Source organism: Bacillus sp. URHA0034 (assembly GCF_056280405.1).
The window spans coordinates 532,226-554,016 of record NZ_JBWCDK010000002.1; the positions used below are offsets into that span (position 1 = coordinate 532,226).

The 21,791-nt window shown below is 38.8% G+C and carries 16 protein-coding genes and 2 riboswitches; of the genes, 7 read left to right on the forward strand and 9 right to left on the reverse strand.

Annotation, left to right across the window (positions count from 1 at the left end; genetic code table 11):
* The first annotated feature begins 206 nt into the window (after positions 1-206).
* A complete protein-coding gene (locus tag ACZ9EE_RS04910; RefSeq protein ID WP_476025347.1) occupies positions 207-1,676 on the forward strand; it encodes an IS1182 family transposase in 1,470 nt (489 codons plus the stop codon).
* Positions 1,677-1,953: 277 nt separating this feature from the next.
* On the opposite strand, the gene ACZ9EE_RS04915 is transcribed toward ACZ9EE_RS04910, so the two are convergent.
* From ACZ9EE_RS04915 to ltaS, 3 genes are all read right to left on the reverse strand, one after another.
* Positions 1,954-3,984, reverse strand: coding sequence for a YhgE/Pip domain-containing protein (locus tag ACZ9EE_RS04915; RefSeq protein ID WP_476025549.1), 2,031 nt, complete (start codon positions 3,982-3,984; stop codon positions 1,954-1,956).
* A gap of 284 nt (positions 3,985-4,268) precedes the next feature.
* Positions 4,269-5,594, reverse strand: a complete 1,326-nt coding sequence (ltrA, locus tag ACZ9EE_RS04920; RefSeq protein ID WP_476025550.1) for a group II intron reverse transcriptase/maturase — start codon at positions 5,592-5,594, stop codon at positions 4,269-4,271.
* A gap of 680 nt (positions 5,595-6,274) precedes the next feature.
* On the reverse strand, positions 6,275-8,227 hold the full coding sequence (gene ltaS, locus ACZ9EE_RS04925; protein ID WP_476025551.1) for a lipoteichoic acid synthase: 1,953 nt from the start codon (positions 8,225-8,227) through the stop codon (positions 6,275-6,277).
* Positions 8,228-8,513: 286 nt separating this feature from the next.
* Between ltaS and ACZ9EE_RS04930 the strand changes: the two genes are divergently transcribed.
* Positions 8,514-9,026 (forward strand): DUF3231 family protein, encoded by a 513-nt coding sequence (locus tag ACZ9EE_RS04930; RefSeq protein ID WP_476025552.1) that lies wholly within the window; start codon positions 8,514-8,516, stop codon positions 9,024-9,026.
* A gap of 42 nt (positions 9,027-9,068) precedes the next feature.
* Entirely contained in the window at positions 9,069-9,242 is a 174-nt protein-coding gene (locus tag ACZ9EE_RS04935) for a hypothetical protein (RefSeq protein ID WP_476025553.1), read from the forward strand.
* A gap of 262 nt (positions 9,243-9,504) precedes the next feature.
* Here ACZ9EE_RS04935 and ACZ9EE_RS04940 read toward each other — a convergent pair whose 3' ends face one another.
* The 6 genes from ACZ9EE_RS04940 to ACZ9EE_RS04965 form a co-directional block, all read right to left on the reverse strand.
* Positions 9,505-10,734 (reverse strand): GGDEF domain-containing protein, encoded by a 1,230-nt coding sequence (locus tag ACZ9EE_RS04940; protein ID WP_476025554.1) that lies wholly within the window; start codon positions 10,732-10,734, stop codon positions 9,505-9,507.
* A 267-nt stretch (positions 10,735-11,001) separates the two neighbouring features.
* Positions 11,002-11,706, reverse strand: coding sequence for a response regulator (locus ACZ9EE_RS04945; protein WP_476025555.1), 705 nt, complete (start codon positions 11,704-11,706; stop codon positions 11,002-11,004).
* Positions 11,669-13,294, reverse strand: coding sequence for an ATP-binding protein (locus tag ACZ9EE_RS04950; RefSeq protein ID WP_476025556.1), 1,626 nt, complete (start codon positions 13,292-13,294; stop codon positions 11,669-11,671). The genes ACZ9EE_RS04945 and ACZ9EE_RS04950 overlap by 38 nt, the downstream gene beginning before the upstream one ends.
* Positions 13,295-13,365: 71 nt before the next feature.
* Positions 13,366-14,892, reverse strand: coding sequence for a tripartite tricarboxylate transporter permease (locus tag ACZ9EE_RS04955; RefSeq protein WP_476025557.1), 1,527 nt, complete (start codon positions 14,890-14,892; stop codon positions 13,366-13,368).
* A 32-nt stretch (positions 14,893-14,924) separates the two neighbouring features.
* The gene (locus tag ACZ9EE_RS04960; protein WP_476025558.1) at positions 14,925-15,377 is read right to left on the reverse strand and encodes a tripartite tricarboxylate transporter TctB family protein; all 453 of its coding nucleotides are present in this window, start codon (positions 15,375-15,377) and stop codon (positions 14,925-14,927) included.
* A 54-nt stretch (positions 15,378-15,431) separates the two neighbouring features.
* Positions 15,432-16,469, reverse strand: a complete 1,038-nt coding sequence (locus ACZ9EE_RS04965; protein ID WP_476025559.1) for a Bug family tripartite tricarboxylate transporter substrate binding protein — start codon at positions 16,467-16,469, stop codon at positions 15,432-15,434.
* 611 nt (positions 16,470-17,080) lie between these two features.
* Between ACZ9EE_RS04965 and ACZ9EE_RS04970 the strand changes: the two genes are divergently transcribed.
* The 4 genes from ACZ9EE_RS04970 (at position 17,081) to ACZ9EE_RS04985 (ending at position 21,784) form a co-directional block, all read left to right on the forward strand.
* On the forward strand, positions 17,081-18,376 hold the full coding sequence (locus tag ACZ9EE_RS04970) for a M14 family zinc carboxypeptidase (protein ID WP_476025560.1): 1,296 nt from the start codon (positions 17,081-17,083) through the stop codon (positions 18,374-18,376).
* 226 nt (positions 18,377-18,602) lie between these two features.
* Positions 18,603-18,716: riboswitch (guanidine-I (ykkC/yxkD leader) on the forward strand.
* A 64-nt stretch (positions 18,717-18,780) separates the two neighbouring features.
* Complete coding sequence (locus ACZ9EE_RS04975; protein WP_476025561.1) at positions 18,781-20,133, forward strand: APC family permease; 1,353 nt, start codon at positions 18,781-18,783, stop codon at positions 20,131-20,133.
* A gap of 102 nt (positions 20,134-20,235) precedes the next feature.
* Positions 20,236-20,338: riboswitch (guanidine-I (ykkC/yxkD leader) on the forward strand.
* A 55-nt stretch (positions 20,339-20,393) separates the two neighbouring features.
* The gene (locus ACZ9EE_RS04980; RefSeq protein WP_476025562.1) at positions 20,394-21,134 is read left to right on the forward strand and encodes an urea amidolyase associated protein UAAP1; all 741 of its coding nucleotides are present in this window, start codon (positions 20,394-20,396) and stop codon (positions 21,132-21,134) included.
* Entirely contained in the window at positions 21,134-21,784 is a 651-nt protein-coding gene (locus tag ACZ9EE_RS04985) for an urea amidolyase associated protein UAAP2 (RefSeq protein ID WP_476025563.1), read from the forward strand. Before ACZ9EE_RS04980 ends, ACZ9EE_RS04985 begins: the two co-directional genes overlap by 1 nt.
* The last annotated feature ends 7 nt before the right edge of the window (positions 21,785-21,791 follow it).

Here is a 21,791-nt window from a genome sequence, read left to right on the forward strand (position 1 = left end):
TTTTTGTTGTCAAGATAAAACTAGTCTTTTGACTTCCGCTCCAGGCGCTTCGCTTTCCGCGGGCGGTACGGGGAGCCTCCTCGGCGCTTAAGCGGAGGGCACTGAAAAAGTTCACATTTTAAGCAGTTGAAAGGTAGACTTTATCGACCTTTTAACTGCCTTTTTGTTTTATAATAAAATTATAAAATTTTGCGGGTGGTATTCAGATGATTTCCGATCAAGAATCTTTTACTCTTAGTCCATATATAGCAATTTACGATCTTGTTGTGCCACAAGAAAATATGCTTCGACGAATTAAAGAATTAGTGGATTTTTCGTTCATTCTCGAAGAGTTAAAAACGAAATATTGCCTAGATAACGGGCGGAATGCGGTGCCACCAATCCGAATGTTCAAATATCTATTACTGAAGTCGATTTATGATTTATCAGATGTAGATATCGTACAGCGTTCCAGATATGATATGTCGTTTAAATATTTCCTCGACATGGCACCAGAAGACCCGGTAATAGATCCAAGTTCGTTAACAAAATTTCGTAGGCACCGTCTTAAAGATGTGGGCTTATTAGATTTGCTTATTGGGAAAACCGTTGAGATAGCACTTGAAAAGGAAATTATAAAAAGTAAAACAATAATTGTGGACTCCACACATACGCAGTCACGTTATAACCAAAAGTCGCCAAAGGAATTTTTGCAAGAGAAGTCAAAAAGTCTAAGAAAAGCAGTTTATCAAATCGACGAATCAATGAAGGAGAAATTTCCACCAAAATCAACTTCTGACGAAGTTGGAGATGAATTGAATTATTGTCGTCAAGTTATTTCTGTTGTCGAATCGGAACCACTAATAGCTGCAATTCCTAACGTTAATGAAAAATTAAATGTCCTACATGAAGTAGTAGAAGATTACACAGACCATATGAGTCAAATGAATTGTTCAACTGATACAGACGCACGGGTAGGACATAAAACAGCAGACTCTTCATTCTTCGGATATAAAACACATATTGCAATGAGCGATGAAAGAATAATAACAGCTGCAGTTGTGACAACGGGAGAAAAAAGTGATGGAAAATATCTGCAGGAGTTAATTGAAAAAAGCCAAGCAACAGGAATGGAAATTAATACAGTAATTGGTGATACAGCCTATTCTGAAAAAGACAATATTAGCTATACAAAAAAAAATCAACTTGAACTTATTTCTAAATTGCATCCACATATAACACATGGAACACGGGCAAAAGAAGATGAATTTGAATTTAATAAAGATGCTGGAATGTTCGTTTGTAAGGCAGGGCATATGGCAATTAAGAAAAAATATGAAGAAAGAAAGGGGCAAGACAAAAACCCAAGAATCAAGTTCTTTTTTGATATTGAGAAATGTAAAGGTTGTGCATTCCGTGATGGGTGCTATAAAGAAGAAGCAAAAAGTAAGACATACTCAATAACAGTTAAATCAACTGAACATAAAGATCAAGAAGAATTTCAAGAAACAGAAAGATTCAAACAACTAGCAAAAACTCGCTATAAAATTGAGGCCAAAAATAGCGAACTTAAACACAGACACGGGTTTAAAATAGCAAATTCCTCGGGTCTATTTGGCATGGAAATTCAAGGGGCAACAGCGATGTTCGCAGTGAATCTTAAGCGGATTCTAAAGCTCCTAAATGAAAAAGTGTAAAAGAAGACAAGGAAAAAGGTGACATTTCATCTAATTTAAGACGAAATGTCACCTTTTTTTATATTAGCTCGTAATTTTATCTTATCTCAAATTGAAAAGTTAAAAAAACGTAAGTTTTTCAGTGCCCTCGCTTAAGCGCCTGTGGGGTCTCCCCTGCCCCGTACTCCCGCAGGAGTCTTCGCGCCTTCCGCTCCAATCAATAGAGTGTGTAAAAATTATTTATCAACCACTTTTAAGGTCAGCCTCTATCAAACTAAATATTAAATTTCGCAAACCGTTATTGGATAATTTTTGATGCCCTTGCTAGTGCTGCTGTCTTTTGAATCCTTTGGCTTAAAGGTTTTTTTAAGACGAGGGCTAATAAAAAGCTGAGAGCCGCAAAGACAAGCAAATAGGATACATCCCTTATCACTACATCCACTACCATCCCACCGACTGTTTCCCGGAGCATACTTACCGCATACGTAAACGGCATAAAAGGATAAATCATTTGGAAAAACGCAGAAGTAGTACTAACAGGAAATGTCGCACCGGAACTTGAAATTTGCAGCACCAAAAGAATGATCGCTAAACCTTTTCCGATTGTTCCAAAGACAGAGCATAACGTAAACGTGATAATAACAAATACACTCCCGATCAAGATACTAAGAAGGACAAACCAAAGTTTATCGACCGCATACGTATGGATGAAATATAAGTCACCGAGTGAAACAATAACAGCTTGAAGGATTCCGATCGTAAGAAAGGTAAGCAGCCTTCCAAAATAAACCTGATAGCTTTTATACTGTTGAGTGTTATCATCTACATCTACTCGAAGTGAGGCAATCAGAAAGGTCGCCCCCACCCAAAGGGCGAGCATTGTATAAAAAGGGGTCATCGCTGATCCATAATTTGGAATAGGGAAGATTCTTTTTGTTTTTAGCAACACAGGGCTCGACAAAAAGCTACTTTCTGCTTGCGGGTCATGTTTCAAAAATTGAATTAAATCATTTACATTGACACTTCCTTTTAATCTTCGCAATTTATCAGCTGTGCTCCTTATCTGTGCTTCAAAGCCTGGTAAATCATTTCTTGCAAGATCGGCAGCCTTATGGACAGCTGCTTCTAACTCCGGCAGCCTTGTTCGAATCAGATTTGCAGCCTTCCGAATATCGCTTTCAAGAGCAGGCAGGTCGTTTCGAACAAAATCAGCCGCTTGATGAATCTTTTTTTCAATTGTGGGAAGATCATTTTTCATGAAATTGGCGGAGCTGTTTATTATTTGTTCCCCTTCTGAAACTTTCTGCTGCAGATTAACCCGAGCTTGCATAACGGTATTGTGAAGGCTTACTAGATCATCATGAAGAGTTGTTAACTTTGTCTGATTTTCACTGGTTTCAGCCTGTGTGGCGGCTTGTTCAGAACGAGCAATTGCTTGATTAATATTTGTCTCCAATTCGGATAAATTATCTCCGACTTGAGTTACAATTTCATTTACACGATTCAAATCACTCAACTTTTCTTGAAGGGCCAATACCTTATCGCTAGCTTCATTAATGAGCGGAAGATTCGCTTCTACTTTTAGAATACTGCTGCCTGCCTGGGTAATTTCTGGGATTCTTTGTTCCAGTTCTATTATTTTTTGTCCTTTTTGTCTAATTTCGGGCAGTTTTCCTTCTAACTCAATTGCTTTCTTTCCCATCGCGTCAATCTCCGGTAATGCCTGCTCTAGTTTAAAAATTTGGTCCTCCATATTGTGAATCGATGGCAGGGCCTTCTCTAACTCAATTCCCGCTTTATAAAAACCGGAAAAAATGGCATCTCCCACTGTTTTGACAAAGGCCTGACTGATTTGATTGGTTATACTGGTTGCCCCGGAGCTTGCAATTTTTGGAGCAACGGCATTAATCTTTTCATTTACCCCAAATAAGATCTGCGGTTTTTTCGGATTAATTTCCAGAATGCTCGTCATTTTTTTTGAAAAGTCGGTAGGGATATAGAGATATGCATAATACTTACCTTTTTTGACCCCTTCTTTGGCGGTAGCATAATTCACAAAAACCCATCCAAGTTTCTTGTTATCTTTAAGATTTCGGACAATTTCTTTCCCTACGTTTATCTTTTTCCCTTGGAGCTCTGCTCCTTTATCTTCGTTAGCCACTGCTACTATAATTCCCGAGGTGTTGCTGTATGGGTCCCACATTGCTTTAATATTAATCCAAGCATACGCCGATGGCAGTATGGTCAGTGCCCCCAATAACAAAATCACAATAGGTACTTTGCTTATATTTTTCCAATCAGTCTTATAGATGTTCCATATTTTCCCCATTGTCTCCCGCCTTTAGCAAAAATTTCTTCGCTTATCCTTCCACTATTTGCTCAACTAGATTCAGGGAAATTAATAATCCTATTTATTGTGTGATCTATTTAGGAATTCGGTTCAGGTGAGTAAGAGGGTAGCTGCATATGCTGATATAAAATACTTCCAGTAAGTTTGTTGAATTAGATGTTCTGTAATTAAACTGTGTTAACAAAAATAGAGTAGGCGCATGAAAATTTCATGCGCCTCTCACAGATCCGTACGTGCGGGTCATCGCATACGGCTCCTCCACTTTATCCCCTTTGAGGATGTAGTTCATTGTAAATGTCTAAAAGAAAAACAAGTTTAATTTCTCGAAACCTTTCATTAGGAATCGCAAAATGTACTTGTTCGGTTTTAGAATTCCTCCATCTAGTCATTGAAAGACGCGGAAGGTCGCCCTTCCAATTCCTTTTTCGAAGCTCCCTATGGAGCTTTCTTATTTTTCTCCAGCTTCTTAGCTGAATCATCCTAAGCCTTCTTCGAATCCATGAGTCTAACTTTTGAAATAAAGTCTTTGAAAATCCAACCCCAAAGTATCTTCCCCATCCTCTAACAATGGGGTTTATTCGATTCTTGACGAATTCTTCCAAATTAACTGTTAGGTTTCTTCTCGTTACATCTTTGATACTTTTCTTGAATTTCTTTACTGCTTTGTCTGATGGAGAATGGAAATACCCTTTTTTGAAAACGTAACCTAGGAAGACAAACGGTTCTTCATAATTATCTACAATTTTAGTTTTGTCAGGGTGAACTTTCAAACCTAATTTTTCCTCTAAGAGCTTCACTACGGTTCTTAGTACTCTTTCTGCACCCTTTCGGGATTTGCAACAGATGACGAAGTCATCCGCATACCTTGTAATACGGTGACCTCTTTCCATCATCATTTCATCGAGTGGATGCAGATAGATGTTTGCTAATAATGGACTGATTACGCCACCCTGAGGACTCCCAGTGTCACTTTCATAAAAACTTCCGTTTTCAAGGATTCCCGATTTTAGGAACTGCATTATTAATGCTAGTACGCTACTGTCCACAACTTCTTCTTTGATTAAATCGATAAGCTTATCATGAGGAATTGAATCAAAATAGGTCTTTATATCCGCATCAATTACAAAGTTATACCCATCCATCAAATCCTGTCGGATTTTATCTATCGCCATATGTGCACTACGGTTCGGACGAAATCCAAAACTACAGTCTAAGAATTTCTGTTCAAAGATTGGTTCAAGTATTCTTTTGGTTGCGGCTTGGAGAATACGGTCTTCTACTGTTGGAATTCCTAGTGGACGTTTTGTACCATCAGCTTTTGGAATGAAAACTCTTCTGACTGGTTTTGCACGATATGTTTTTAAACGCAGAGATTCTTGGAGCACTCTTAAGTTGTGTTCCAATTCTATTTCATACTCTTTAATCGTTACTTTATCCACTCCGTGTGAACCGCGATTTTTCTTCACGTCATAAAAGGCTAGTTCCAGGTTTTGATAGTTCCATAATTTGTCCATTAAGCTGTACCACTTGCGTTTCTTTTTAGAATTCTCCACTACACGTAAGCTTCGTTTTCCTATTGCTTCATTCATGCATTCGTTTCCTTTCCCAATACAATATCAACTGAATAGGTAAAACCAATGGCTGATATTTAATATTAGTACTTCGCCCTAAACAACCTACTTTCTTTCGGTCTCGATTCTTCGGCTTTCTGCCTCATCGACTTCTGTTTAGTACATGACGAGTAGATAAGTTCGTATTGCTTATCTTCCATGGACAGACGGGCTTCGCATCAGTTCACTGCCTTTTGGGTCAATGTCTGCCTTATCAACATTGTGATAAGTCACTTGTCTTTGTGGCGTTTCCAACAAGTTTAATCACTACTATCCCCTGCTCTGACTTCTCACCTTCCATAGTCCATTTCTTGTCCTTCGCGGCTTTGAAAAAGAGTTACCACCTACGGTGGAGATGATGAGATCTCCTTGGGTCACGTTCATCGCCTTTCACTCGAAGCCAGTCCTCATAACTAATAAGATACAGTGTGGTATTGGGCGTCCCCATTTTGCGCAGGGTTATCCCATCTTATCAGCCAAAATGGTTACAGCCACCTGTTCCGAGCTTTGCCTTCAAGTCCTCCGCACGAAATCTCACGATACTCGCACTACCTGTTAGCTATACATTTCCGCCACAACGGCATGTTAGGGACTTTCACCCATTAGAGCGATGCGCTGCCAAGCGCACACAAAAAAGACTGCCAAGCGGCAGCCTTTTATCATTGAGTAGTTTCCTCTGTTTGTGGAGGATTATAATTATAATTTGAACGGTCAACAGGTGTAAAGTTTTTTGGAGTATAGAAACGTAATAAATCACCATTAACCACTTTATCAGAATAAGTCAGTTTTTGCTGGACCAGTTCTTTGTATTTCTTTGCCTCATTTAGTTTGTCCGCTTCTAATTTTAAGCCTGTAGTGGAATCATAATATTTACCTTCAACAGAAGTAATCGTTGGACTGACATAGTCGCCGTTACGGAAAGCTACTAGGCTATCATGCTGTTTAGATAATAAATCTGTTCCAAATTGTAAATAGTCTTTAGTATCGATTCCTACTAGGTGCAGAAGTGTTGGAAGCAGGTCAACTTGTCCGCCATATTCATGGTTCATTCCACCCTGCACACCTGGAACACGGATAAACAACGGAACACGTTGTAATCCAGCATTCTCAAACGGAGTAATTTCCTTCCCAAGAATCTTCGCCATTGCTTTATTATGATTTTCCGAGATTCCGTAATGATCACCGTACATAACAATAATGGAATGATCATATAATCCAGATTTTTTAAGGTAATCAAAAAATTGCTTTAACGCTTCGTCCGCATAGCGTGCCGTTTGGAAATAGCCATCGACAGACTTATCTCCGGTAGTGGCAGGCGCAATGGTTGTATCTTTTTGATTCATTGAATACGGATAATGATTTGCTACTGTAATAAATTTGGTATAAAACGGCTGTGGTAATGATTCCAGCAGCGGAATAGATTGCTGAAAAAATGGTTTATCCATTAAACCATATTCAGCTTCTTCACCGGAATTTATCTGATAATAGTTGGCATCAAAAAACTTGTCAAAACCAAACGATTTGTATATTTCGTTACGATTCCAAAAGCTTCCAGAATTACCATGGAACACAGCAGAAGTATAGCCGTTTTGCCCAAAAATGGCAGGTGCAGCTTGGAAGGTGTTTAACCCCTTTGTCGTAAACACGGAGCCCTGGGGTAAGCCAAACAGGGAATTCTCAAGCATAAATTCAGCATCGGATGTTTTACCTTGCCCTGTTTGATGGAAAAAGTTATCAAAATACATGGTGTTTTGGTCTTTAATTAATGAATTCAAAAATGGGGTAACTTCTTCCCCATTTAACTTATAATTAATTAAAAAATTTTGCATGGACTCAAGGTGTAAATAAATTACATTCATCCCTTTACCGACACCAAAGTAAGCTGGGTTCGGTTCAGCATAATTAGACTTTGTATAGTTAATGACTTCCGTTGTATCATCGCTGCTAGCCATTACTCTCTGCGCAGAAGCATGAGTGCTTTTAACCGCATCGTATATGGTGTAATTGTACATGCCAAGATATTTGACAATATAGTTTCGGTCAAATCCCCTTGTTAACAATTGTGGCCGATCTAATTCCGCCAAAGATAAGTTAACACAAGAAATCACCAAAGATAGAGAAAATAAAATCGATATTTTTCCTCGGTTCATATCTTTAACCTCTATTTTTACAAGACGGAAAGCAAGTAATGCAACTAAAACAATAAAATCAATAAAGAAAAGAAAGTCATAAGGTTTTAATAGCGAGAACACACTGCCACTTACGTCGCCAAAGTTTTGTGTCTGAGTTAAGGTCGGCAGTGTAATAAAGTCGTTGAAAAAACGGTAAAATAAGACGTTCGCATACAATAAAAAAGATAAGAAAAAATAGATAATCATCATCCAAATATATTTTTTTCTTCCTTTAAAGAAGGCAGCAATCCCTAAAAAAATTAAAGAGGAACCTAATGGGTTAAGAAATAGCAGGAATTTTTGTAATGTATTTTCAATCCCTAGTTGGAATTGTGTTAATTGAACAAAATAAGTTTTGATCCAGAGAAAGATTACAGACAAAAAGAAAAAGCCAATATATTTATTAAAAATACTTTGACCCTTGTTAAGTAAATTATTCATTAGTCGTTTCACCTCATAGTGCAATATTATGACAATAAAAACAGAACTATTAAATAGAAGATCCGTTCCAATTTCCCTAACATCTATCATATCAGGAAAATATGAACAAACCATGAACATTTTTTGAACTTGTGGTTAGAGTACGGCTTCTTTTCTCTTCTATTCGATAAAAATCTATCGTAAAGAGAATTAAATTGATAATGTGGAGGAAAAACTATCACTGTGCACTTCAGGAAAGGAGGCACTTATCCTGAACCATTTTTCTAATACGATAAGGAGGGTAACAATGGGAATCTTAAGTGGAAATCCAAAAGAAGAGCCCTTGCACTATGGTGAGGTTTTTGATATTTGGGCATCACAATTAGCTGGAAACAATATGATCTCCGGTTATAAAACCATGTTAAACCATGCAGGTGATGAGGATTTAAAAAAGTTACTAGTAGAAGCAATCGAAACAGGCGAACAGCAAAAAAAGCAAATTGAGGAGATGTTAAAGGAAAATGGCATTGGTCTTCCTCCAGCACTGCCTGACCCGCCAGAAGCCTGCTTAGAAGATATCCCAATGGGTGCTCGAATTCCTGACCCAGCCATTGCTGCAACCCTTGCAGCAGATACCGCTGCAGGGTTAGTTGCCTGCAGTCAAGTGATTGGAATGTCTATCAGGGAAGATGTAGCCATGATGTACGGACAATTCCATATGCAAAAAGCTGCACTTGGTGCGAAGATTCTGCGGTTAAATAAAGAAAAAGGCTGGCTGATCCCACCTCCGCTTCATCTGTCTAAACATCACGACTGTTAAAAGAGAGCCTTCCTGAGCTCTTTCACGTGGAGGTGAATTTTAATGTCTACACAAGACCGGAAGCAGCCAAACAATAATGCAATAGATAGTCCGCAAGGATCTGGTTCTGAATATCACCGTGAGCATGCAGGGAATGTTCCAGATTACGGTGGAAACAGTATGGAGCAAATCGCGAAAGACGAATTAAAAAATCAAACCGACAGTACAAATATGTAACTCTTATAAATTATAAAAGAGGTTGACCCAAAAGGTGGTTGATGAATCATCTTTGCACACTATGTTGATTGGAGCGGAAGGCGCGAAGACTCCTGCGGGAGTAAGGGGCAGGGGAGACCCCACAGGCCGCTTAAGCGCCGAGGAGGCTCCCCGGACCGCCCGCGGAAAGCGAAGCGCCTGGAGCGGAAATCAACAGACTAGTTCTAAGTATAAGAAAGAAGGTGCCCTAAAGTTATACCTATGGGACACCTTCCTTTACTGTTTAGATTGGTGCTTTCTGCGATGTTAATCTATTTCGGCCACTCATTTTAGATTCAAGCATTAATTGGTCAGCTTGAACATATCCTTTTTCTATTGATAAACTTTCATTTAATTTAAAAAAGTAAAGTCCCATTGAAGAAGTATATTGAACCTGAATCGTTTCACCTTTGTACTCTAGGTTTAGGGTACAATTTTCAATGTGCGTAAGAATTTCTTTTAACAATAAAGTTGTTTCCTCATATTCTTTATTTCGTATAAATAAAGTAAACTCTTCGCCGCCACTCCTAAATAAGAGATCATTCTTTCCAAGATAGGATCGAAGTTTATTGGCAAAATGGATAATGACTTGGTCCCCAACGGCATGATTATAGGTATCATTTATTCTTTTAAAATTATCAATATCACCGACTACAATCCCTATCCATTCATCACACTGGTTTAACTCGGTCATTTTCTGATCCATATAAGCCCGATTATGAACCCCGGTCAAGAAGTCTGAATACGCCATTTGTTCAAATTGATCCCGTTCAAGCTTATGCTGAATTAATTGTGCCTTTGAAATAAAAGAATGACCTACTAAATAATTGATAATAAATAGACCAAGGACCATTTCCCATAATCCTTCTTTAATTAGTAGAAATAACATCCCATTTATAAAAGAAATTCTAAGGAGATCAAGAATACTTCTACTTTTCACAAAGCTAACCAGTTCTTTTTTTGTGCTGATTTCTTTCATCAAATAAAAAATGATAACTAAGAAAGTATCTGATAAAATAGCATTCACAATGACAAGGATACACATCAACATCCAAAACCCAAACGGAAAGACAGAAAAGGATTTGTTTAGGGCTTGGTATATGAAATAGGTTACCGTATTTTGCAGAACAAAAGAACCAATGTTATAAAAGATGTGTAGAAACTCTTCAGGGTCATCCGTTTTTGTTACTTTTTTATAAAAATACGCTGTAATCCGAAAAAGGGATTCATATATTAATAAACCAACTGGACCAAATATTAAAATAAACGATAAACTATAATTTAGCCCATAATCAACAGTGACATTACCTTTTTTACTAATCGTTCGTAAATGGAAGGAAAGGATCGTAAATATCCAATAGAGGAATAATGCTTTGAAAAAAAACGTTTCTCCAAACGGGTTATTCTTTGGGAATAATGAGCCCAACAGTGATACTAGAAATAAGATGATGATATAAATTTTATCCTTACTCATTCTATATTGGCCCTCCCTCCATCTATACTTAAAATACTTACATCAAAAATAAGTTAAAAAAGACCATAATAATATTAATATATTAACAAAATATTAAGATATAGTTAATGATTATTTTTAATCAATAATAACTTTTCAAAATATTTGCATCGATCTGTTATTTACTCCTATTAATATGGATTGTTCTTAAAATAAAAAAAGTCCATTCCATTGCCGGAATAGACTTTTTCCTGGTTTGTTTCACCATTGACTAAAAACTACTTCGTTTTATTGTAATAAATAAACCCGTTCCGGCCGGCCTACTGTTCCATAGGACAAATCCGCTTCTATTTTTTCAATTGATACGAGATGTTCCAGATACCTTCTCGCGGTAGTTCGACTAACGCCCACCTCTTTCGCAACGGTTTCTGCTGTGAGTCCGTCGGTTACTTTTCCAAGGACTTCAATTACTTTTTCGAGTGTAAGTGGATCAATCCCCTTTGGAAGGTAAGCCTTTTCATTTGTAGTGTTATCGTTCTCTTTTCGTAACAGCATGTCTACTTCCTGCTGTGAGATATAGAAATTCTCCTTGGTTAGTTTTAAATATTTCCTATGATATTCCTGATATCGTTGTAAAGACTGTTTAAATCGTTCAAAAATGACCGGTTTTATGATGTAATCAAACACACCTAACCGAATAGCTGATTGAACCTTATCAATCTCTTTAGCTGCTGTAATCATGATGACATCCATTTGTTTCGTTTGGAGCTTTGTTTCTTTTAGTAAGTCTAATCCATTCATATCAGGAAAATAAACATCAAGGAGAATTAAATCAGGCTGCAGTACGTCTATAAGCGTTTTGGCTTCTAGATAGCTCACGGCAATTCCAACAGGTTGGAAGCCATCTATGAGCTCGAGAAATCGTTTCTGGATTTCTGCAATTCTCAAATCATCCTCAACTATTAACACTTCGATATCTTTGTTCTCCTTCATTTAACATCCCCCTGCACTTTGGTATCGCTGCCGTGAAAATAGTCCCTTCCCCTTTAGTTGACGAAAATGTCAAATAGCCGCCTAAATCATTAATGGCCCTTTGTGCCAAGCTGAGACCGATACCGGAATTACTGTTTGTCTTTTTAGTAGAAAAACCAGGTTTGAAGATGTAATCCTGAACGTTGGTGTCTATGCCAACTCCATTATCCTCCACCTCAATAATTAATTCCTTGCCAAGATCGGTTAAGAAGAGTGAGACTCTTTTTTCAACATTTGGACTTTCTCTAACCGCCTCAAAAGCATTATTGATGAGATTGCCGATAATCGTTACTAACCTATCACGACTAACTTCAACAGGTACATCTTTAAAACTGCTGCCTCGATCAATGGAAAGATCAATTTTTAATTCGCTCGCGAGACTAACTTTTCCTAAAACAAAGCCGGCAATAATCGGATCAGGTATTTCTTTCATTAAAAATTGGATAAAACCTTGCGCTACATCCACTTCCTTGGCGATAAAATCAATCGCTTCTTTATAAGAGCCAAGCTGAATGAGGCCGAGCAGTGTGTACAGTCTGTTCGAATATTCATGGGTTTGGGCCCGTAATCCCTCAGCATATGCCTTAATATGAGATAATTCCTTTAATAGATTGGACAGCTCTGATTTATTCCGAAAGCTTGCAACCGCCCCTATTACCTCTCGGTTCTTATCAAAAATCGGAATGCGATTGGCCAAATATACATCACCGTGAATGAGAATTTCTTGATCATATTCCGCCTGTCCTGATTTAACCACTTCATATAGTTGTGTATTTTCAAGGACGGTTTCAATTCGTTTACCACGTAAAAGGACTTCATTCGGGACACCTAAAATCGTATGGGCCGTTTCATTTACCACCGTAATTCGCCCAACCGTATCGATGGCAATGATTCCTTCATGAATAGACTCGAGGATGGCATGCTTTTCCTGGTACATCCAGGCAATCTCTCTCGGTTCTAGCCCAAATATCGCCCGTTTGATATTTAACGAGATTAGTATCGCTGCAATTAGACTCCCTACTAAAATGATTAAGCTGGTAACAAAGATCTTTTGCTGTATTTTTGCTATCTCTTTTTGAATTTCTGTCTGCAGGTAGCCAACTGAAACCACTCCAATTACCGTTCCTCCACTAATTATTGGCGCTTTGCCTCTGAGTGAAGGACCAAGTGTTCCGGTCGATTCTGAGATGACAGATTCTCCTTTAAAAACACGACCATTATCACCACCAACCATTTTTTGGCCGATTCTGTTTGGATTGGGGTGGGAATATCGAATTTCGTTCCGGTTCCCAACAACGATAAACTCGGCTCCGACTTGTTTTCGAATTTTTTCAGCTATCGGCTGAATTATTGCGGACGGATCATCGGTACGAAATGCAGTCTGGATATTCGGCATGTTCGCAATGGTTTGTGCAACTGATAAGGCCTTCGTGCCAATCTGATGCTTAAGATTGGACTCCATAATGTTTTTAAATGAAAATTCGATAATCGTCCCCATGATAATAATTAAAATAGATATTCCAAGCATTAATTTTGTATGTAAACGCATGCAGACACCTCTATTTCCATTATATTAAAAAAACTCCTTATTAAAAGGAGTTTTTAAACTATTTAAAAAATTTACCCTTCCATATTGATAATGACTTCCTTTCCTCTTCTCTTCATCATAAACGGAATCACTAACCAAAGAGCGGTAATCAGTAGAAAGATAAGCGAAATCGGACGAGTAAAGAAGACACCATAATCCCCATTTGAAATCGTTAAGGCTCTCCGTAAATTATTCTCAACCATTGGTCCTAAGACGAGCCCAAGAACAAGCGGTGCAATTGGGTAATCATTTTTACTAAAGAAATATCCAAAAAGCCCGCAGCCGAGTAAAAGCAAAAGATCATTGGTTGAAACTTGAACGGCATACACCCCAAAAATAGACACGGCGATAATCATTGGTATTAAATATTTCTTAGGGGTTTCAATGATTTTCGCAAATACTTTCACAAGCGGCAAATTGAGGATGAGCAGCATGATATTTCCAATAAACATACTGGCGATTAATCCCCAGGCTACCTGTGGATGGTCTTCAAATAATAACGGACCAGGCTGAACATTATACATCATCAGTGCACCCATTAAGATGGCTGTTGTTCCGGAACCCGGGATTCCAAGGGTTAGTAACGGAATCATCGCACCGCCAGAGGCTGCGTTATTGGCTGATTCCGGTGCAGCTACCCCGGCAATGGCACCCGTACCAAATTTCGAAGGGTTTTTAGAGATTCTTTTCTCTAGTAAATAAGAGAAGAACGAAGCAAGTGTTGCCCCCGCTCCTGGTAAAATCCCAACAAAGAAGCCTAAGATCGAACCGCGGGCAATCGGTCCTGCCGACTCCTTAAATTCTTCCTTGGATGGAAGTAAATTAGTAATTCTAGCAATCTCGCCATCTTCCTCTTCTTTCTCTAAAATGGTCTTAAATACCTCGCCAAGTGCAAACAATCCTACGGCTATCGTTAAGAATTCAATCCCTTGAAAGAGCCAGGGTATATCAAAGGTAAATCGGGCAATTCCCGAAACTGTATCAATTCCGATTGTACCAAGCAATAAGCCACAAACCGTCATGATTAATGCCTTGGTAACTGATTTTCCAGCAAGACCGCTTACTGCTCCAAGACCCAAGAGCATTAAGGAAAAATATTCGGCTGGACCGAACTTAAGGGCCACAGCTGACAAAGGTTTTGCCAAAGCAATCAAAGCAACCAGTGTAACAATCCCTGCCACAAACGAACCGATGGCCGCAATTGATAGTGCACTCCCAGCTCTCCCTTTCTTAGCCATTTGATACCCATCAAGAGTGGTAACCACTGAGGAAGACTCACCGGGAGTATTTAAGAGAATGGAAGTGGTAGAACCGCCATACATCGCCCCATAATAGACGCCTGCTAATAGAATAATTGCACTTGTAGCTGCTTGTTCTGGCGGGAGACCGCCCGTAATCGAGGCTGTGACGGGAATAAGTAAGGCGACCCCGCTCATCGGTCCAATTCCTGGGAGCACCCCAACAGCGGTACCAATTAACACGCCAACAAAGGCAAATAGGATATTATACCAAACAAGTGCTGTTCCAAATCCTTGCAATAAATAATCGAGTGTATTCATCTTTGCACCCCTTCTAGTGATTCAAGTATGATCTAAAACCAAATTGGCCAGCCTGGGAGTGTTCCCTTTAAGACATCTACAAATAAGAAATAGACGATACCTGAGAAAAAAGCTGCAATTATAATAGAAGAAATCAGCTTTTTCCTCTCCATGGTTTGGAAACAAACCACTAAAAAGAGAAAGGTGGTAATGACATACCCGACCGATTCCAGGGTTAAAATATAAACCAGCGCAGCAATAAAAATAATGAAGAAAGGCTTGTACTGCAATGCCTCTTTCTTGCCTTTGCCGTACTTGTTAATGAATGTTTCATAGAATAAACGGATACTAAGTAAAACAAGAATAATCCCGAGAACAAATGGAAAAATATCAGGGCCGACGACACTTCCATAGGAAGAGCTCGAAATATGTTTGCTTCCAATCATAAATAGAACACCGACTGTTAAAAATAAGATAGATGCACAGCGATCAAATTTTATATCCACATAAGACACCCCCTATAAAAATAAGGAGGAGATGTTACCCCCTCCCCTTTCTGCTTACTTCTGCATTCCTAACGCAGTTAATAATTGCTGGACCTGCTTATCTTGTTCTCCTAAGAATTTTTTGAAGTCAGAGCCGTTTTTGTACTCTAATTCCCACCCTTGTGTCTCAACTTCCTTTTTCCATTCAGGAGATTGAACTAATTTATCAATGGTTTTTTCCCAATAGGTTTTGGCTTCCTTAGACATTTTTTCTGGACCAAATACCCCGCGCCAAATGGTAAATTCCGCATCAATTCCTTGTTCTTTTGCTGTTGGAACATCCTTAAAATCGCCAGCTAATCGTTCCGAAGCTGTAATGGCCAGAACTCTTACTTTTCCTGCTTTTAAAAACTCCTTTACACTCGACGCATCGGTACCAATAACGTCAGCATTACCACCTAGAAGGGCGGTAATCGCTTCCCCGCCGCCATCGTAAGAGACATACTTAATTTTGGTTGGATCTACGCCAAATTTATAAGCTGGAAGAATAGAAATTAAGTGGTCCATCGAACCTGGAGCGGAACCGCCGGCAAACGTTAATTTTGTTGGATCTTTTTTTACTACTTCTAATACTGATTTTAAATCCTTAAATTTAGAATCATTTTTAACCACGATTGCCCCATAATCTTTGGTTAGCTGGGCCAGTGGAGTTGTATTTTTGTACCCATATGGACTGTTCCCTTCCTTTTTGAGATTGTTGATAATAATTGGCGGTGAACTCACAAACAGCATTTCATTATTTTCAGCTTGCTGGGTTGCGTATTCGGCCATAAAGACTGCGCCTCCACCGCCCGGCTTATTCTCCACCGTCATTGGCTGATTAACTAGTTTTGTCTCACTTAAAATTTTTGTAAAAGAACGGGCTGTTAAATCCCATCCACCTCCTGCACCAGATGGAGCGACTACTGTAATCGCTTTCGTCGGATAGCCGGTACTTTCCTCTTTTTTACCTGAATTCGTACCTGCTGTTTCCTTACTACTGCTGCAAGCCCCTAAACTTAATGCCAAAGCACCTGCACACATGACTGTTGAGATTTTTCTGAAAGAAAACATTTCACATTCCCCCTTGTAAACGTTTTCTTTATTTTACGAGTTTCACGAATATTATAAATATTATATATTTAAGTCGCATTAAAAACTTAATCACCATTTTGTTCATAAAGTTCATGAAACCAAAAAGAATACCACTAGTTTTGTCTCTAGTGGTCCTCTTTTTATTGTTTACTTTTTGTCAAACTTGCTATATTCTATCGTCCCTGTTTTAAGAGATATTTAGATGTATTTTCTAAGATTGCTAAGCGGATAAGTTTCACCTTTATATCCTTACTAAGTGAAAGCCATTCAGGTTTATTAATTTTCAACTGAAACTCCCCCTTCAGATAATAGTTCAACATTTATTTAATCAATCCAATGTTTGATATAACAATTATTCATATTTATGTTCTTCCCGCATCTCCAATGAGTCTAACCTTCTTTTCATCACCAATTTATTTGAAAATTCTACATATTTTTCATCTAGTTATTTGGTTCTAGTTAAATCAATTATTTTACTTAACATTAGTAGTATATAACTAATTTTCAAAATTTTTTTAATTGATAGTTTATTAGGTAAACGAAGTATGTTAGTATTTCTTTGATTTAATAACACTTGGAGGGAATAAGTGATGAAAAAGAAAAAAGTATTCGGATACATACTATCAACCGGCATTCTAGCTGCTACACTTGGATGCGGCACCACGGCAGTTTTTGCAGAGCCAACCACAACGCCAAATGGACCATGGGTACAGGACCAACAGAACCTTTCCTTTGAAAGTTTTATGTCGAATGAACAATTAGAAGCAAAATTGAAACAATTGGAACAAGCCTCTAATGGAAAAATGAAGTTGGAACAATTTGGCACATCCAATGATGGCTATCCCCTTTATGTTGCGAAACTAGGCGATAATAATCCAAACAAAAAACGTGTACTAGTGTATACGCAAATTCATGGCAACGAACCGCTTGGTACTGAAGCTGCTGTCGAGTTAATCCAAAAACTATCAGCTGGAGGCAAAGAAGCTGCTAATATATTGGACAAGGTAAATGTTTGGTTCGTCCCTCGGGTCAATCCGGACGGTACAGCAAATCAATACGAAGGCAAGCCATTCCCTGTTAGATACTCGCACCAAACTTGGAATCCAGAAGAATTAGGACTGCCAGCCGGCACTACCGCTCCTTGGTATTACAATGCTGAAGGCAGTGAACGGGCGCAAAATAATGAGGGAAAAGTCGTATACGGAATCCCTGGTTTTGACCTGAATCGTGATTTCAATCCAAATTACGACTTTAATATAAACGACGAAATTAAAAAGGATCCACAAAAAGTTGCCAATCTCTTAAATAGCACTAGCACGAACAATGGTTCACAAGCATCATTTGTTTTTTCGCCTGAAACACGTGCCTTAACATCATTAGTAAAACAATTTAATCCGGATGTGGCGATTGACCTTCACCACCGCGGTTTTAACCAATTATCAGAAGAAGACAATCGTTCCGTCTCTATTCAGCTTTTAGCTCTATTTACAACTAAACCATACGTAGATCCTTTCAGTGGAAGGACGTATAAAGTGGATAAAGATGTAGAAACATTTAGCAAAAAGGTAAATGCAGTTGCCTATGAATCCTTACAGCGGGGAAATTCCTCTTACGGGGCGATTCAAAAATATCCTCAGGTTAACTATCCAGGATCAGGATTAGGCGCCATTCAATTAAATGGAACTGCCACCATGTTGATTGAAATAAAGGGACAAACCCAAACATTGGGTCAAAAGCAAAATGGGATGTTAAAGGAAACAGCAAAAGTACCGGTTATGGCTGTTCTTAATAGTTTAGCAGAGGGTTCAATTGAGAACGTAGATCCGGCAGTTTATGATGCAATCCCAGATTATTCATTGCCAGTAAACGCAGGCGGGAAGAAATAAAAATAATGATACAAGGGATGGGCTTTTTTTAGCTCATCCCTTTTACTTTTTTAAAAACCTATTTATGACTCTCCATTTCGAGAACGGTAGGAATATCTTATCACCCCCAAAGTTTTTTACTTTTTGTGTAAGGAAACCTAACACATTCAATGAAATCCTTATTTTTCTCCTATATACTTCAACGTATCAACCAAATAAAGGTTTCTCGACTTTTAAAAGAGGAACAAAAATTGCTCTCTAGGGTTCCGTTTAAAGAGGTCTTGAAAGACTCCTTTAAGGACTGGTCCGAGAGGGAGCGTACAGTTCGCTGTATACACGGAGGGATAAAAGCCCGGGAGAATTTTATTTTTAAAATTCTCCCGGGCTTTTTCTTTTCCAACCACAACGGAAAAGGATGGATGAAAATGAATGGAAAACCAACACTTGCAAAATCACTGACACTGCACCAAGTAGTTTTTATGGGGCTGGCCTGGATGACGCCAATGATCTATTTCACTGTTTATGGTGTCGCCTCCCAAGCTGCAGGTGGGATGCTGGCAGCTGCTTATGTAACAGCATTTATTGCGATCTTCTTTACTGCCTACAGCTATAGTCAAATGGTCAAGGCCTATCCGATTTCTGGTTCTGCTTATATCTATACGAAAAAAGCGATCCACCCGATTGCTGGTTATTTGGTTGGATGGGCCCTTCTATTAGATTATATTTTCTCCCCAATTATTGCGATTCTTACTTTCGGGATTTTTATGAATACCGAATTCCCTACTATTCCAGTATTTGTTTGGATTATCGTGATGAACGTTGTCCTAGCCATCGTTAATATTGTCGGTATTAAATCAGCTGCACGCGTTAGCGGTTTGTCGGTCCTTTTCCAAATTGCCTTTATCCTTCTCTTTTGCATTTTTGTAGCTAAGGATATTCTTACTGGCCAGACAGATTCTAACTCTATACTTTCTTTAGCCCCATTTTTTAATGACCATACGTCTGTTGGCGGAGTTCTATCAGGCGCTGCGCTTATCTGTTTTTGTTTCCTCGGCTTTGACGCTGTAACAACAATGGCGGAAGAGACCATAAATGCGAAGAAAACGATACCGAAAGCGATTTACCTGATTGTCATCATTGCCGTCGTTATGTATCTTGCCATATCTTATTTATCGCAAATTGCCTTTCCAAATTTCACGTTTACCAATCCAGATAATGCCGCATACAGCCTTGTTCAGATTGTTGGCGGCAACTTGCTAAGTTCGTTTTTTATCATGGTACTAATTGTTGCGACTTTTACACAGGGTGTCTCTTCTGTTACAAGTGTCAGCCGCTTCCTTTTTGCTCTAGGCCGTGAATCGATTTTACCAAAAAAGTTATTTACGACGATCCATCCAAAATATAAAACACCTGTTTCCAACATATTGTTTGTTTCAGTGATTTCCCTTTCAGCTGTGTTTATTAACCTTGATTCAGCTGTGTTATTTGTAAGTTTTGGCGCACTAACTGCGTTTACGTTCGTTAATCTCTCCGTCATCTTTCATTATTATATCAAGCAAAAAAGAAGGTCACCAAAAGAAACATTTTTGTACCTAGTCTTCCCTCTCATTGGTGCAGGTTTTATCGGCTGGCTGCTTACTTTGCTTGATAAAACTACCCTAATAATTGGTTTGATTTGGGTAGCTGTTGGGTTCGTTTACCTCTTTATTAAATCAAAATGGCAAGTGGCAAAGGAGCGAAAATACTCCATTTCAAAGGTTAAACAAATAGCTGACTAACAAAAACCGTGTTAGAAAATATAACATGAATGTTGTTGGATCTCACAGCCAAACGATATACTGAAACCATCATAAATAAAGGTTTCCACAAAAGGTTGGAAACAAAAAGCTGTCTAGGGTTCCGTTTAAAGATAACTTTAAAGACTGGTCCGAGAGAGAGCGTACAGTTAAACTGTATACACGGAAGGATAAAAGCCTGGGAGATTCATCTCCCTATGGTTTTTATCCTTTTTTAATTACTGAATAGGAGGAAAGATGACATGAACACTCTATCACCATCCAAGATTTCAAAAATAATTCCGGCGGGCGGAAAATGGTCTATCCAGATCAGCCGTGGAAAACAAATCACGTTTACTGCTCTCGAAGAGGGTGCGAATGTTTCCCTGCTGCTTTATAACGCAAATGATCTGTCCGAACGTTACAATATGCCGGATACCCTGAAAGCCCAGCACACTTCCCATTTAACAAAAGGAAATGTTCTCATGAGCGATAACGGCAGGGTCCTAGCGAGCATCATTGAGGATTCACTCGGCTGGCATGATACCATTTCGGGCTACACCTCACGTGTGCTTACCAATCAAAAATACGGTATTACCACCTATCAAAACCAACGAAATGATTATTACAAAAGCGGCGAAGAAAACTTTGCAGTAGAGCTATTCCGTAATGGTTTAGCCCCTCAAGATCTTACGCCAGTCGTCAATTTATTTTCTAAAGTTTATTGTGATTATGATGGAAATTTGCATTATGTTACAGATCACAGCAAAAAAGGTGACACCATCACGCTAAGAACAGAGATGGATGTGATTTTGGTTCTATCCAATACGCCGAACCCGCTAAACCCGGCGACCGCTTACCCAGCTGTACCTGTACAATTGACGATTGCCGGAGCTGAACCGCTTCAAGAAAATGATAGTTGTCTGAACCATCGACCAGAAAACCGACGTGCATTTGAAAATACATGGGAATACAATTTACTTTCCAAAGGAGGAATTCAATAATGGCCGTTTTAAATCATGCAGTAAGTGAGAGAAAAGTGGAAAATTCATCTTTTAACAAAACCATCCCTGCTGGGGAAGGATGGATCTACACCCTTGAACCAGGTCAGGTTCTTCGGATCGTTGACTTAGAAGGAAATCAAGCGGCAGATACCCTTTTTTATGACGCTGACAAACCTTCTGATCATTACAGTGCAGTCAATACCATTCAAAGGCAAGGTAATGTTTATTTATCAACAGGATCCGTTCTTGTCTCCGAATCTGGAAAAGAGTTAGTTAAAATTGTCGCGGATACATGCGGCCGTCACGATACACTTGGGGGTGCCTGTTCTGCGCAAAGTAACACAGTCAGGTATTCGCATGAAACCCTGCCAATGCATAATTGCCGCGATACCTTCATGCTCCAGTTGGCTAAGTATGACAGCCGCTTTTCAAAACGAGATTTGGCTCCAAATGTCAATTTCTTCATGAACGTCCCGGTTACACCAGCAGGAGGATTGACATTTGAAGATGGTGTCTCAGCACCAGGCAAATATGTTGAACTGCAGGCCATATGCAGAACACTCGTCTTAATCAGCAACTGCCCGCAGCTTAATAACCCATGTAACGCTTATAACCCTACACCTATTCAAGTTTTAATTTGGGATAAATAACCACAAA